This window comes from Flavobacterium sp. KY-23415, assembly GCF_055384985.1.
Map to the genome: position 1 here is coordinate 2,980,460 of NZ_AP044001.1, position 14,190 is coordinate 2,994,649.

Genomic DNA, 14,190 nt, shown 5'->3' on the forward strand with positions numbered 1-14,190 from the left:
GTTGTAATTTACCTTTTAAGACTAAAATGATTTTTTATCGTTTTTCCATTAGATAATTCTAGAACAAACCAATAATCTTCTGAAGGGAGTTGTTTACTGTTGTATGTTCCGTTCCAACCTTCATCTTGTGTATTCATTTGTTTTAAAAGCTTTCCATAACGATCAAAGATGTATATTTTGCTATTTTCTAAGCCTCTTTTGTCTAAATTTTTAATTTGCCAATTGTCATTGAATCCATCACCGTTTGGTGTGAAAAATTTAGGGTAATCTAATATATAGAAAGATTCAGAAACTATTCCACATCCATTTTTATCTTTAATATAAACAGTATATTCGCCAGCAGAAAGATTATTGAAAATATTACTACTTTGATAATTTATTTCATCTAGTGAGAATTCATAAGTGCTATTTCCAGTATAGTAAACTGTTGCTGTATTATTTTCTTCAAAATCATTAATTCCAATAGAATTAATTGTGGCTATTTGTGAATCTATGACGGTAAAAGTTTTAACTTTTTCGCAATCTAAAGCATTAGTAATTGTCACAGAATAAATGCCAGGGGTATTTACTGTAATACTTTGAGTGTTTTGTACAGGTGTTGTGTCCCATGTGTAAGATGTAAAACCATTGTCTGCTGTTAAAACTATATTTGTGTTTTCGCAGATGCTTTTAGATTCATCTGAAATTGTGTTATTAAATGTATTTACTTTTAATGTAATTGGTGTGTTTATCGTGTTATAACAATTTAGAATATTTGTTATTCTGGCATATATTGTTTGTTGGTAAGGTGTTGTGTTTTGATAGGAGAGCGGTAAAGGAACTGTTGCTGTTGTACTTTCAAATAATTCTACCTGGTAGTTTGATGGTAAATTTAAATAGATTTCAGGTATAATTAGAGATAAATCAAAAGTATGTATTCCGTCTTGAACACTATCTCCGTCACACTCCACAAAAGGTGTAGTATTGGTGATTAAATCTGGGGCAAATTCAATAGTTATTGCATCGGTTGCATTCGGTGTACAACCAGGAATGGTTATTTCTACTGAATATTCACCATCTTGAGGAGAGGTTATTGTTAATGTTGAGTTTGTTTCGCCAATCAATTCATTACCATTTAAAAACCATTTATGAGTTCCATTTGCATTGGTGCTCAAAGTATATGGGAGTTCACCAGTGCAAACAGGATTATTACCAGCTAATGTTCTGTCGTTTCCTAAGGTTATATTGGTGTTAAAACTTCCACCTTTTAAGAATATTGCAGAATCGTATCGATAATTACCTTCGTCTGCAATGACAAGTTTTATATGGTATTGATTTCCAGGAATAACATCAGATTGCGCAGTTAAAACTTTTGTTTGTCCATTAAAATTGGTTGGATAATTAGTTCCATTAAAAGCATCAAAGTATTGTTCATTCGCTGCTGGGCAAATAGTCCCTGACCCACGTACTGTGTTTACTTTGATAGGAGTTGTTGTTCCAGGAACTAGCGCTAAATTTTGATAGTTGGTTGCTCCGACTTCTTTTAGAAGGAAAGCAAAACCGTCTGTAAAATTACATTGGTTACTACTTGGGTTTGTTAAATACTGTTCAGACGATAAAAGAAATTCGAAGCTTATTTTAGAGCCTAGTGGTACAAAATCAAATTCTAAAACGGTAGCATTATAGCTATTAGATAAATTTAAAGCTGCGTTTAAATCATTGTCCCCAGGCCAAGTAATATCACCACCATCATCTAATAAACTATTGTTTGGACCTGGAGCATTAATAACTTTTCCTGTGCTTAAAATGACTCCTTCATTCATTGGAAAAAAAGAACCGTTACTATTAAAATAACCATACGATTTCTCACCAGAAGTATAATTTCCTCCAGAGACCATTACATTAGTAACATTAGCACAACCGCTGTTTATTAAAATATCTTCAACGAGTTGTTGTGCTGTGTATGTTTGATCTACTATTATGTTTTGTGCAAAATCATTTTGGATTGAAAAAAATATAATAAAGATTAAAAAGTGTCTCATTTTCTTTGTTTAATAGCTTTGGCAAAGATACTATAAATCTCTTTTTTTAACGATCCATAATGATAAATAAATAAAGATCAATGTCCATGCTAAAACGATAATTATTTCTCCTGTATGCACACCAAAGTCTCTTACGATTTCTTCTCCAGAAATTGTTGTTTCAATATTTTTAATAGCAGATAGTCGAGTAAATGGTGCTTTAATAAGATTACTCATTGATTCTAATGGGAAAAATTGATTAATTAAAGAATAAGTATTCGAATTTGGAAAAATTTTCCATCTCAAAATTCCACTACTAATATTTTCAATAATGTACCAAACCAATAAAAAACCTAAAGCAAAAGCGCTTCGTTTGATTAAAATGCCTAAAAATAAGCAGAATGAGAAAAAAGCAGTAAGTTTAACAAAAAAAGCTAAGAGATAGTTTAGTTCTGAGAATACTATGGACAGTTCGGTATAAGAGGAGAATGAAAAACCTAGAATTAATGATAAAATAAAAATGAAAAGCGTCGATGCAAATGCGAAAACAATTACCATTAAAAATTTAGACATTACAAATTCTTTCTTACTTAACCCATCAATTAAATTTTGTTTCAAGGTTCCATAGCTATATTCGTTGGAAACCATCGAAACTATAACTATGGCTAAAAAGAATTTTAAGATAGAAGCGATATAAGTATTAAAATGCCAAATAAATGGGAAATTAAAAATGCCTTGTTCTGCTATATGAAGACGAAATGTTCCAAATTCAAATTTTATTGAAGCGATTAGGGCAATAAAAGAGAGTAAAATGAAATAGGATAATATTAAAAACTTACTAGCGTTGTTTTTATATAGTTTTTGAAATTCTATGGAGAGTAATCGTTTCATGGTTATTTGTTTTTTGTTAGTTCAAGGAATTGTTCTTCTAGGCTGTTTTTTCGTTTAACAAGATGTTGCAAAATGATTCCGTTTTTAAATAAGTATTCATTTAGATCTTTTGCGTCAAAATTCTCTTTTAAGTGTACAATCAATTTATCGTCTTCTTCAATTATGTTTCCTATAGCTTTGTTTTCTTGCAGTTTGTTCTTTAATAAGCTAAGGTTTTCAGCTTTTAACTCAAAAAAACCGTCATTTGAAAGCATTCCATCAACTGGACCTTGATAGAGCATTTCACCATGTCTTAAAACGACAACATGACTGCAAACTTTTTCTACTTCGTCTAATAGATGTGATGCTAACAATATTGTGGTTCCTTGTGAAGCAATTATTTTTATAAGGTCTCTAATTTGTCTAATTCCTTGTGGATCTAAACCGTTTGTTGGTTCGTCTAAAATTAGAATTTCTGGGTCATTTAGCAAGGCAGATGCTATGGCTAAACGTTGCTTCATTCCTAATGAAAAAGTTCTAAATTTGCTATCTTTTCTATCTAATAGGCCTACTAATTCTAGTTTTTCATTTACTTTGGAGTGTGGTATGTTTTTAATTTTACAAACCAATTTTAAATTTTCCTCAGCCGTCATATAAGGATAAAAATTTGGTCGCTCAATGATTGCACCAACTTTTTTTAGTGCTTCGTGAGTTTCTAGATTTCCATTAAACCATTGGTATTCACCAGATGTTTTATTCACAACATTCAGTACAATTCCTAAAGTTGTAGATTTTCCAGATCCGTTGGGTCCTAAAATTCCATATACATTTCCTTTGTGAATTTCGAAAGAGACATTCTTTACAGCGTGGACTTTTTTATTGTAAACTTTGTCTAAATTTTTAATTGTAAGTATAGTTTCCAAAATCGTTTGTTTTTATAATAACTAGACGAGGAAAGGAATTATTTGTTACAAAATTTAAATGTTTTATAGAATGTTTGTATTTTAAATGATAAAATTTGAAAGTGTCTTTTTTAAAATTTTTCAAAAACGCCCAATCCAAATAAAGCAAAATCATATTTTACAGGGTCATTTGCGTCTAGTAATCGTAAATTAGTATCTAATTCTAAAAGTGCTTTAGCATCATTTTGTTTGCGAGAAAGGAGTTCTAGTTTTCTTGCCATATTTCCAGAATGAACGTCTAAAGGGCAAGATAGAGCAGAAGTTGGGATAGATTTCCAAATACCAAAATCTACTCCTTTTTTGTCATTACGAACCATCCAACGAAGGTACATGTTGATGCGTTTGGCAGCAGAATTATTTAAGGGGTCAGAAACATGTTTTGTTGTCCTTTGTTGATGTGGTATTTCAAAAAATATTTTTTTAAATTCTGAAATGCTTTTCTGTGTTGATTTATTTTCTGTATTTTTTGCAAACACGTTTTCTAAACCATTATGTTTTTTGTAAATATTCTGTAATGATTTAATAAAAGTAACTGCATCAATACCATTGAAAGTTCTATGAACAAAATTTTTTAATTTTTCTAAATCGTTGTCTGAATGCGACATAACAAAATCATAAGGGGAATTTCCCATGATTTCCATTAATTTTTTCGCATTATTGATAATCATTTTTCTATTTCCCCAAGCAATTGTTGCAGCTAAAAAACCAGATATTTCAATGTCTTCTTTTACAGAATATTGATGTGGTATTTGAATAGGGTCTGAAGATATGAAATCAGGATTGTTGTATAGTGCAACCTTTTCGTCTAGAAAATCTTTTAGTTCTGTTTGATTCATTTCAATTATTCATTTCCTGAAACAATTTTTCCATCAATCATAACGAGTTTCCTGTCGGCCATGTTAGCCAAATCTTCATTATGAGTTACAATTACAAAGGTTTGCCCAAATTCATCTCTCAATTTAAAGAATAATTGATGTAGGTTTTCAGCAGTGGTTTTGTCTAAGTTTCCAGAGGGTTCGTCAGCAAAAATTACAGCAGGTTTGTTTATTAACGCTCTTGCTACAGCTACTCGTTGTTGTTCACCTCCAGAAAGTTCACCTGGTTTATGATGTTTTCTATGAGACAATCCTAAATATTCAAGTAGTCTTGTCGCTTCTTCTTCTAACTCTTTTTTGTTTCTTTTTGCAATTAAACCAGGAATACAAACATTTTCTAAAGCCGTGAATTCAGGTAATAATTGATGAAATTGAAAAATAAACCCTAAATGATTGTTTCTAAAGTTAGACAAACTTTTGTCATTCAGCTCAGTAACATTGATATTGTTAATTTCTAACGATGTGTTTTCTGTTTTAGATAATTTATCAAGTGTTCCTAAAATTTGTAAAAGAGTTGTTTTTCCAGCCCCCGAAGCACCAACAATAGAAACTATTTCTCCTTTTTTAATATGTAAATCTACACCTTTTAAAACGTGTAGCGCGTCGTAGTATTTGTGTAAATTAGTTGCTTTTATCATTAAAAATCATTTGTACAAAGAAACTATTTTTTTTCTATTTATTAATTCTAATCGTCTTTGAATTTTTGTTAATGAATAATAAACAAAAGTTAAAATCTATTTTTGTTTAATTAATTCACTATATTTGTTAAACAAAATAAAGGTAAGATTATTTTAGTTTAGGAAAAAGGGAATAGGTTTAAATATAAATTTAGGAATAGAGTATTATTATGAAAACAGCTATTGAAAAAGAAATATTTGATATTATAGGAGATAATCATCAGATGACTTCTGCAGAAACTCCGCTGAGAGAAGATGCTTTTGAAAAAACAGACGATGAAAAAATGGTTGTGATTGAAGAGCATTTTGAAATTATAATGAAAGCTTTGGGCTTAGATCTTACAGATGACAGTTTAAAAGGAACACCGCATAGAGTTGCGAAAATGTTTGTGAAAGAAATTTTCTCAGGTCTAAACCCTGCAAATAAGCCAAAAATATCTGTTTTTGATAATTCTTATCATTATGATAAAATGCTTGTTGAAGCAAATATTAGTTTTAATTCTACCTGTGAGCATCATTTTTTACCAATTGTGGGCAAGGCACACATCGGATATGTTTCTTCGGGTAAAGTTATAGGGCTTTCTAAACTAAATAGGATTGTAGATTATTATGCAAGAAGACCACAGGTTCAGGAACGCATGATTATGCAAATTTTTAATGAACTGAAAACAGTTTTAGAAACAGAAAACGTGATGATTGTTGTTGAAGCAACACATCTTTGTGTTTCGAGTAGGGGAATTAAAGACGAAACGAGCTATACATCTACTTTGCAATATGGAGGCGTTTTTAATCAAAAAGAATTTAGAGATGATTTTTATGAGTTAATTAAAAAAGATTAGTTATTTTGGTATGCATTTTGTTTAGATATAGGTAATTAACTTTTAAAGAAAACTAAAATGGCAGAAGAAGTAGAAATTATTCAACCACAAAAAAAATCGAGTAGAAAGTCAAAATTAATTTTGAGTGTTATTTTTGATCTAATTGGAATGTTGTCTTATATTGTTCCTGGTTATGCAGAATCTATAGATTTTATCTGGGCACCAATTTCTTTTCTGTTATTACGAAAAATGTACAAAGGAAAAATTGGAGAAGTTGCGAGTATTATAGGGTTTATAGAAGAAGCTTTTCCTTTTATAGATATTATACCAACTTTTACAATCACATGGTTTTATACATATATAATTAAGAAAGAAGAATAAAGAATAGAATCCCGAGAAAATCGGGATTTTTATTTTAATCTCTGATCAACATAATCTGCAATAAAGCCTAGTTTCATTCTGTAAAGCATTTTCTTTTCAAATTCCCAAAAGAATCTAAATTGTCCAAAAAGCGCTCCAATAATAACGAGCATTATTTGGTAAATAGGAAATAGTATTATAATTCTTAGTGGCCAATACAGTGACCAATGTAAATTTTCTTTTGTAATCCCTAATAATGAAGTTACTGGTTTAGATAGATAAGCAGCTGTTGAACCTGTAATGGCAAAAACTATAAAAATTAGGGTCAGTTGGAAATTACTTGTAATGTTCCAACGTTCTTTTAATTTATTCATTTGAGTATAAATTTTTGAGAAAAATCGATTTTTTCTCCTTTAAAAGGGTAAAGTACGCTATCTTTTTTTGAAAAATAAAATTTGTCATAAACAAAATCATTTTTTTTAATGTTTGTAGTTACAATTATTGAATCTAATATAGTATAATTGCCATAGTAATAATGACCTTCAACATCAGAGTAATCATAAATGATGCAAGTTCTGTCTTTTTTTAAATCAATTTTTGTACCATTAGCATTATTAATGCATTCGTAAGTTAATAAAGATTCTTTGTTTAAGTTGTGATCTAAATTTAGATAAAAAAGAGAAAGGGAACCCATTGAAAATAGCCCTAAAAACGTTGCAGAAAAGCATAATAGCTTTTTTGTTTTTTGAAATGCTTTAAAGTCTGTTATAAAGTTTGCAGTAAAAACAGTAAAAAAGAAAATATAAATGGAAGTAAGAATGATTAAGTTATATATTGGAAAATCTTCTAAATAACAAATGCGAAGGTTATATCCAAAATATAAGGCAAGTATGATAATGAGTAAATGTTTCAAAATTAATTATAATCTAGCAGAAAAAACACCTAATTTTTGATTGAATTTCTGTTGAAAATAGACGAGATAATTATAGAGCATATAGTTTACTTCATAACCATAATCAGTATAACTGTTGTAATCAATTTGCATTTCATAGAGATTATTATTATTATAATTCATTGGAGAGTTTGCTCTAACGTTCCATTCTAAAACCCAAACTCTGTTTCGTGCTTCTAAGTAGGTTTGAGAATAAAAATCTCTCGGTCTTGCATTGGTGTTGAACCAAGAAGCAAAGCCACCATCAATAATCGTTATTTCATATTCAATTTCATCATTTGCAATTGTTATGGTGTCGCTAGTAAGTTTAGGTTCTTCGTTTTTAGAAAAGTTTTTTGTTGAATTACAAGAGATTGTAATTCCGATGACGAATAATAGTATGGAAACATATTGCTTCATTTTAATTTCTTTTCTGATATAAAGATAAAAAAAAGCATCAACAAAGTTGATGCTTTTAACATATTATAACAATAGTCTAGTTATTTTTTTCCGAAAAGACCTCCCAAAAGACCTCCAAGTCCTCCTTTTTTCTTTCCACTTAATGCAGACATAGCATCACTAACATCTAGTTTTCCATCTCCATTTTGATCTAAAACAGAGGTTAAAATAGAGCTTCCGCCACTTCCACCAAGTAATCCACCAAGAAGTCCACCTAACCCAGCACTGTCAGAAACGCCATTACTTTTAGTTTGTTTTCCTAAATACCCCATTATAATTGGAGCAAGCATTGGTAAAATTTTTGAAATAATCCCTGAATCTACACCAGTATTTTGGCTTAGATTACTTACTACCGTATCTTGTTTGTTTCCTAGAACATGTCCTAAGATTTTAGATCCATCGGTGAAATCTCCGCCATTTAAAAAACCTCCTAGGTTGTCAAGTATACTACCATCGTGTTTTCCTCCTGTTAGTGCTCCCAAAAGACCTGCTGCACCGTCTGCAGAAACATTGTCTTTCATAGCCCCTAAAATTGCAGGAAGACCTGAAGAAACTACACTTGTTGCTTGTGAAGCGTCTATTCCTGTTTTTTCTGTAATACTTCCAATGAGTTGTTTACCCATATCACTGTTTAATAAATCTAAAATTCCAGACATGATTATAAAAATTAAAGTTTGATGTTTAAAGTTACTAATTTTTTTTAATTGTTTTTCAATAAACTTATAATCTGTTCTGCAAGTTCTGTGCCAATTCTATCTTGGGCTTCATTAGTTGCAGCTCCAATATGTGGTGTCAACGATACTTTAGGGTGCATTAATACTTTCATCGCAGGTGTTGGTTCATCTTCAAAAACATCTAAGCCGGCAAATAAAATTTTATCTTCATCTAGTGCTTCAATAAGCGCAACTTCATCTATAACGCCACCACGGGCTGCATTTACAATTCCTACATTGTCTTTCATTGATTTCAATTCATCACGACCAATAATATATCCTGTTTGTGAAGGAACATGTAGAGTGATAAAATCAGAATGTTTTAAAAGGTCTTCCATAGGTTCTGTTTTGATATCTACATTGATGAATTGTCCATTGTAGAAATCAACACGAATAACTGCTTCACCAACATATTTGTCTGATGCTATTACTTTCATTCCTAGTCCTAAAGCTATTTTCGCAACAGCTTGACCAATTCTTCCAAAACCAATAATACCTAATGTTTTTCCCTTTAATTCAATACCGTTTGCATAGGCTTTTTTTAAGCCATTAAAATTGGTATCTCCTTCAAGCGGCATCACACGATTAGAATCATAAAGGAATCTAACTCCAGAAAATAAATGTGCAAAAACAAGTTCTGCAACACTTTCGCTAGAAGCGGCTGGAGTGTTGATTACATGTATGCCCTGTTGGCGAGCATAATCAACATCTATATTGTCCATTCCAACACCACCACGTCCAATGATTTTTAATCCTGGACAAGCATCTATAATATCTTTTTTTACTTTTGTTGCGCTTCTTACTAAAATAACTTTCACATCGTTAGTATTAATGAAACTAGCAACTTGCTCTTGTGCAACTTTTGTTGTTATGACTTCAAAACCAGCTTTTTCTAGAGCTTTTATACCTTTTTTAGAAATACCGTCATTTGCTAATACTTTCATGTTTATTTTGTTGTGAGGAAAGAATAACTCTTTTCCTAATATTATTAATTATTTTAAATTTTGTTTTCTAAATTTCTCATAACATCTACTAAAACTTGAACACTCTCTAAAGGTAGTGCGTTATACATAGATGCTCTATATCCTCCCACAGAACGATGTCCGTTAATTCCTGAAATTCCTGCATCTTTCCACATTTTATCAAATATTTCTTGGTGTTCTGGGTTTACAAGAGTAAAAGTTGCATTCATACTACTTCTGTCTTCTTTTGCAGCAACACCTTTAAATAAAGGGTTTCTGTCAATTTCTGAATAAATTAATGCTGCTTTAGCTTCATTTACTTTTTCGATAGCTGAAATGCCACCAAGATTTTTTAACCATTGTAGTGTTAGTAAAGAAGTATAGACCGAAAATACAGGAGGAGTATTATACATACTTTCCTTTGCGATATGCTGCTCATAATTTAGTATATTAGGTATTGTTCTTCCTGTTTTTCCTAAAATTGCTTCTTTAATAACAACTAAAGTTGTTCCTGCTGGTCCCATATTCTTTTGTGCACCGGCATAAATAATGTCAAATTTAGAAAAATCTAATGATCTGGAAAAAATATCAGAACTCATATCGCACACTACAGGAATATTGGTTTTTGGAAAATCTTTAATTTGTGTTCCAAAAATAGTATTGTTAGAAGTACAGTGAAAATAACTAGCCTCTGATGGAATACTATATTCTTTAGGGATATGATTGTAGTTTTCCTCTTTTGAGGAAGCAACAACAATTGTTTCTCCAAATGCTTTTGCTTCTTTAATTGCTCCATTTGCCCAAGTTCCAGTGTCTAAATAGGCAGCTTTCCCATCTACCTTCATTAAGTTATAAGGAACTCTTAAAAACTCTAAACTTGCTCCTCCTTGCAAAAAGAGAGCCTGATAGCCTTTGCCTTCTAAACCTAATAGTTCAAGCACTAATGCTCTAGCTTCATCCATTACAGCAACAAAGTCTTTACTTCTGTGGGATATTTCTAGTATGGAAAGTCCTGAATCGTTAAAATTTAAGACAGCTTTAGCTGCTTTTTCAAAAACTTCCTGTGGTAAAATACAAGGGCCTGCACTGTAATTGTGTTTTTTCATTTTGATATATTATAGCGGTTGTTATGCTACAAATTTCGGAAATAGACTCTATACAAACTATTAAAATGTGTAAGAATTATTCAATGTTATTAACAATAACGTTGTAGTAAATGCTTATAAATTCATTAAAAACTGCAAAGTGTCTAAATTATCTGCATAGTCCCAAAGATTTGGTTTTTGTGTTTCTCCAAAAGAAACACTGTTTTGTATTTTATTTTTAGAAACGATACATTGAATGTTTTCTTTATCATTATCCAGTTTTTTTGTTAACGAATCAATCGAGGAGTAATATTCATAAAACACTGATGAGATAGGTGAGGAGTAACTTGTATCTTCTTTAAGGGTTAAAAAACCATTGTCTAATAATTTAAAATTACTCATTAAATATACGGCTTTATTATAGTCATAATTATTCGCATATTTTTCATATTTAATAATCTCTTGGTGTTCAAAAACAGCATTGAAAAAGGAGTCAAAATTATAACCTTCAGGAACAAAAATTTTAGAAACATTGCGACACCCAAGTCCGAAATATCTAAAAATATCATCTCCTAGTGCAATTAATTCTTCTTTAGTTTCTTCACCAGTAAGAACTGCAACAGAGTTTCTGTTTTTTCTAATGATATTAGGTTTGTTTTTAAAATAATATTCAAAATAACGAGCCGTATTATTACTTCCTGTCGCTATTACTGCATCAAAATTTTCTAACTTCCCTTCAACAAATGAAACTCTGTCACTGATTCTATGATCTAGTGCAATTAAATATTTTATCAAAAATTTAATGAGATACTGATCATTAGAGGAAGTTTTAATTAAAGCCTTGTTTCCTGAAATTAATACGGATAAAAAATCATGAAAACCAACGAGAGGAATATTTCCAGCAAGCACTAAGCCAATTGTTTTTGGCTTGCTTTTTTCAAAATTATAGTTTGATAGCCATTTGTTTAGGTTTTCTTCTCGAAGTGCTTTTGCCCAAGATTGAATGGCAAAATGGACATTGTCTGGAGTAAACCAACCATTGTGAGATTGTGATAGTTCAATTAATTTTTGAAATTCAATTTGAAATAAATCATTGTTTTTTACAACAGTATTTTCTTGAAAACCATCGAGATGAAATTGACTTAAAAATAGACCTAAATCGGCAAAACTTTTTTTTATTTCATTTTGTAACATTTGTTTTTTGTTTTTAAATGGTTTACGTTGTATTTTTGCACAAAAATAAGTAATAAGTTAGAAAAAATTGGAGAAATAGAAGTAATTCTTCAACCTAGCAAACATCAAAAGTTTAAACTTAAAGAGATGGCAATAAAGATAACTGACGAATGTATTAATTGTGGTGCATGTGAACCAGAGTGCCCAAATACAGCAATTTATGAAGGTGCAGATGATTGGAGATATAAAGATGGGACAAAATTACTGGGTAAAATAATTTTGCCAGATGGTACCGAGGTAGATTCGGAGGCAGCTCAAACACCTTTGTCTGATGATGTATATTATATTGTGCCTGGAAAGTGTACAGAATGTAAAGGTTTTCATGAAGAACCTCAGTGTGCTGCAGTTTGCCCTGTAGATTGCTGTGTGCCAGATGATGACTATGTAGAATCAGAAGAAACATTGCTTAATAGGCAATCTTTTCTACACAACGAATAAATTTATTCCCTTCTTCGTGAAGGGTTTTTTTTATATGAAAAAGAGAATTCCTATAAATATTCTTTTTGCATTTTTATTTTTAGCTTGTTTATTAATAAATTTTGGAAGTAAACTCTATACCTATATTGTTTCAGAAAAATATGTAGGTAAAATTATTGGATTTAGTACCAAACCTCCAATTTATCCCAAAATAGAATTTGTTAATAAAGATAATAGAGTTCAAATTCTAGAAAATGAAGAATGGTTTTATGCCTTTGCAGACGATCAAATTAAATCCTATGAAAGCGATTTGAATAAAGAAGTTATGCTATTATATGATGAATCTAGTAATTCTTATGAATATGTAACTTTTTATAATTATTGGCTATCTGTGGCTGCTATCTTAATTTCGTTTTGTATTCTTTTTTTTGGAGTTATTATTTTAGAACTTATTCAAAATGCTATTTTTAAAAGATAAAATAAACAAAAAAATAAAAAAGTAGTACTTTATATTGAATCTTTTTGACTTCGTAAGCTTACACTTTATCGGTAATATTTGGTTTTTTAGCTTAATATTTGTTAAATTCGTTAAAATTGTTAATTAAAATGAGAAAAATATTTTTCCTTTTTTTAGTTTTTTATTCATCACTTTGTTTTTCTCAAAATAAGGAAATTACAATCTTATTTTTAGATACAGACACGCAATTACCTGTAGAAGAGGTAACTGTTACTTCTTTAAGAACCAAAGAAAATTTTGTTTCGAATGCAGATGGAATTGTAAAAATAGTATTAGATAGATCTGTCTATTTAGAAGTAAATCATTCATCCTATAAAAAACTTCTTTTAAAGTCGATTACTCTAAAAGATGAGATAAATACCATATATTTAGAAGGAACAATAAACAAGTTACCTGAAATTATTTTAACTAAAAAACATCCTCAGGATATTTTGAAATCTATAGTAGATAATTCTAAGGAAAAACTAACAATTCCTGCTACTCTAAGGATTTATATTAGAGAATTTTTTAAGAAAAATGGTGCGAATCTTCTTTATAATGATGGATTAGTAAATTTTCAGATAGAAAAAAACAAAGCAACAGTTAAAACGGATATTTTAATAGAACAAAATAGAGTTTTAGGTATTCTTGATGAAAAATCGGATAACGATATTTATGGCTACAACTTAAATGATTTAATGGAAAACTATTATCAGTTTAAATATTTAGAAGAAATTTTAACTTCTAAAGTACAGGATAAATATAATTTTCAAATCAATTCATATCCAGAAAATGACAATTATTATAAATTAACCGTTAGTCCAAAAGAAGAAGAAAAAGGTTTTTTATTCAATTATTCAATTTTGTACGATCATAATAAGAGAATAATTATTGAAATAGATAATTTTATTTCACCCCAAAGAGCTGAAGAAAATAGCAATTATTCTGTTTCTAATAGAAAAAATATATATAAATCAGCATTTAAGACTACTTATAGAGTGAAAGGGAATGATTATTATTTGGTTTATGCTAAAGAGGAAATTGGTTACCTTTCTAAAAAGAAAGATGAAATTATTAGAACCGAAATTAGGAATTATTTTGTAACATCTAAATTTACTACACGTATGTTTACTTATGATACAAAAGATGTTTTCAAAAATAAAACGTTGTTAAATAGACAAAATACTATTCTAACCGATTTTTGGAATATTGATTCTGGACTAGTGCTAACACAAGAAGAACAAGATTTTATTGATAGTTTGACTCCATCACCAACTACTGTTGAAGTTGAAGAAAATCAAGAAGAAGAAAATCAAGAGGAATAAAATAAAT

At 29.9% G+C, this 14,190-nt stretch carries 17 protein-coding genes; 5 read left to right on the forward strand and 12 right to left on the reverse strand.

The window, feature by feature from the left end; all coding sequences use genetic code 11:
- Positions 1-8 precede the first annotated feature (8 nt).
- The 5 genes from ACZ49Z_RS13090 to ACZ49Z_RS13110 form a co-directional block, all read right to left on the reverse strand.
- Positions 9-2,021: a choice-of-anchor L domain-containing protein gene (locus tag ACZ49Z_RS13090; protein WP_464304753.1), complete on the reverse strand. Its 2,013-nt coding sequence runs from the start codon at positions 2,019-2,021 to the stop codon at positions 9-11.
- A 30-nt stretch (positions 2,022-2,051) separates the two neighbouring features.
- Positions 2,052-2,891: an ABC transporter permease gene (locus tag ACZ49Z_RS13095; protein WP_464304754.1), complete on the reverse strand. Its 840-nt coding sequence runs from the start codon at positions 2,889-2,891 to the stop codon at positions 2,052-2,054.
- Between the two features lie 2 nt (positions 2,892-2,893).
- Positions 2,894-3,793, reverse strand: coding sequence for an ABC transporter ATP-binding protein (locus tag ACZ49Z_RS13100; RefSeq protein ID WP_464304755.1), 900 nt, complete (start codon positions 3,791-3,793; stop codon positions 2,894-2,896).
- A gap of 110 nt (positions 3,794-3,903) precedes the next feature.
- On the reverse strand, positions 3,904-4,668 hold the full coding sequence (locus ACZ49Z_RS13105; RefSeq protein WP_464304756.1) for a TIGR02757 family protein: 765 nt from the start codon (positions 4,666-4,668) through the stop codon (positions 3,904-3,906).
- Between the two features lie 5 nt (positions 4,669-4,673).
- Positions 4,674-5,345, reverse strand: a complete 672-nt coding sequence (locus tag ACZ49Z_RS13110; RefSeq protein ID WP_464304757.1) for an ABC transporter ATP-binding protein — start codon at positions 5,343-5,345, stop codon at positions 4,674-4,676.
- 209 nt (positions 5,346-5,554) lie between these two features.
- Between ACZ49Z_RS13110 and folE the strand changes: the two genes are divergently transcribed.
- Both folE and ACZ49Z_RS13120 read left to right on the forward strand, forming a co-directional pair.
- Positions 5,555-6,223: a GTP cyclohydrolase I FolE gene (folE, locus tag ACZ49Z_RS13115; protein ID WP_464304758.1), complete on the forward strand. Its 669-nt coding sequence runs from the start codon at positions 5,555-5,557 to the stop codon at positions 6,221-6,223.
- A 57-nt stretch (positions 6,224-6,280) separates the two neighbouring features.
- Complete coding sequence (locus ACZ49Z_RS13120) at positions 6,281-6,583, forward strand: hypothetical protein (RefSeq protein ID WP_464304759.1); 303 nt, start codon at positions 6,281-6,283, stop codon at positions 6,581-6,583.
- A 29-nt stretch (positions 6,584-6,612) separates the two neighbouring features.
- Here the strand turns inward: ACZ49Z_RS13120 and ACZ49Z_RS13125 are convergent, their stop codons facing one another.
- From ACZ49Z_RS13125 to ACZ49Z_RS13155, 7 genes are all read right to left on the reverse strand, one after another.
- Positions 6,613-6,936 carry a DUF6787 family protein gene (locus ACZ49Z_RS13125; protein WP_464304760.1) on the reverse strand — a complete coding sequence of 108 codons (324 nt, stop codon included), beginning with the start codon at positions 6,934-6,936 and terminating at the stop codon, positions 6,613-6,615.
- On the reverse strand, positions 6,933-7,475 hold the full coding sequence (locus ACZ49Z_RS13130) for a hypothetical protein (protein ID WP_464304761.1): 543 nt from the start codon (positions 7,473-7,475) through the stop codon (positions 6,933-6,935). Before ACZ49Z_RS13130 ends, ACZ49Z_RS13125 begins: the two co-directional genes overlap by 4 nt.
- A 6-nt stretch (positions 7,476-7,481) precedes the next feature.
- Positions 7,482-7,913: a DUF6146 family protein gene (locus ACZ49Z_RS13135; protein ID WP_464304762.1), complete on the reverse strand. Its 432-nt coding sequence runs from the start codon at positions 7,911-7,913 to the stop codon at positions 7,482-7,484.
- 80 nt (positions 7,914-7,993) lie between these two features.
- Complete coding sequence (locus tag ACZ49Z_RS13140) at positions 7,994-8,608, reverse strand: DUF937 domain-containing protein (RefSeq protein WP_464304763.1); 615 nt, start codon at positions 8,606-8,608, stop codon at positions 7,994-7,996.
- A gap of 44 nt (positions 8,609-8,652) precedes the next feature.
- A complete protein-coding gene (locus ACZ49Z_RS13145; protein ID WP_464304764.1) occupies positions 8,653-9,609 on the reverse strand; it encodes a D-2-hydroxyacid dehydrogenase in 957 nt (318 codons plus the stop codon).
- Between the two features lie 53 nt (positions 9,610-9,662).
- Entirely contained in the window at positions 9,663-10,733 is a 1,071-nt protein-coding gene (gene serC, locus ACZ49Z_RS13150) for a 3-phosphoserine/phosphohydroxythreonine transaminase (RefSeq protein WP_464304765.1), read from the reverse strand.
- Between the two features lie 114 nt (positions 10,734-10,847).
- The gene (locus tag ACZ49Z_RS13155) at positions 10,848-11,906 is read right to left on the reverse strand and encodes an acyl-CoA reductase (protein ID WP_464304766.1); all 1,059 of its coding nucleotides are present in this window, start codon (positions 11,904-11,906) and stop codon (positions 10,848-10,850) included.
- A gap of 126 nt (positions 11,907-12,032) precedes the next feature.
- Here ACZ49Z_RS13155 and ACZ49Z_RS13160 point away from each other — a divergent pair, with 126 nt between their 5' ends.
- The 3 genes from ACZ49Z_RS13160 to ACZ49Z_RS13170 all read left to right on the forward strand — a co-directional run bounded on the left by ACZ49Z_RS13160 (position 12,033) and on the right by ACZ49Z_RS13170 (position 14,183).
- Positions 12,033-12,383, forward strand: a complete 351-nt coding sequence (locus tag ACZ49Z_RS13160) for a 4Fe-4S dicluster domain-containing protein (protein ID WP_464304767.1) — start codon at positions 12,033-12,035, stop codon at positions 12,381-12,383.
- Between the two features lie 34 nt (positions 12,384-12,417).
- A complete protein-coding gene (locus ACZ49Z_RS13165) occupies positions 12,418-12,840 on the forward strand; it encodes a hypothetical protein (protein ID WP_464304768.1) in 423 nt (140 codons plus the stop codon).
- 128 nt (positions 12,841-12,968) lie between these two features.
- On the forward strand, positions 12,969-14,183 hold the full coding sequence (locus tag ACZ49Z_RS13170) for a hypothetical protein (RefSeq protein WP_464304769.1): 1,215 nt from the start codon (positions 12,969-12,971) through the stop codon (positions 14,181-14,183).
- The last annotated feature ends 7 nt before the right edge of the window (positions 14,184-14,190 follow it).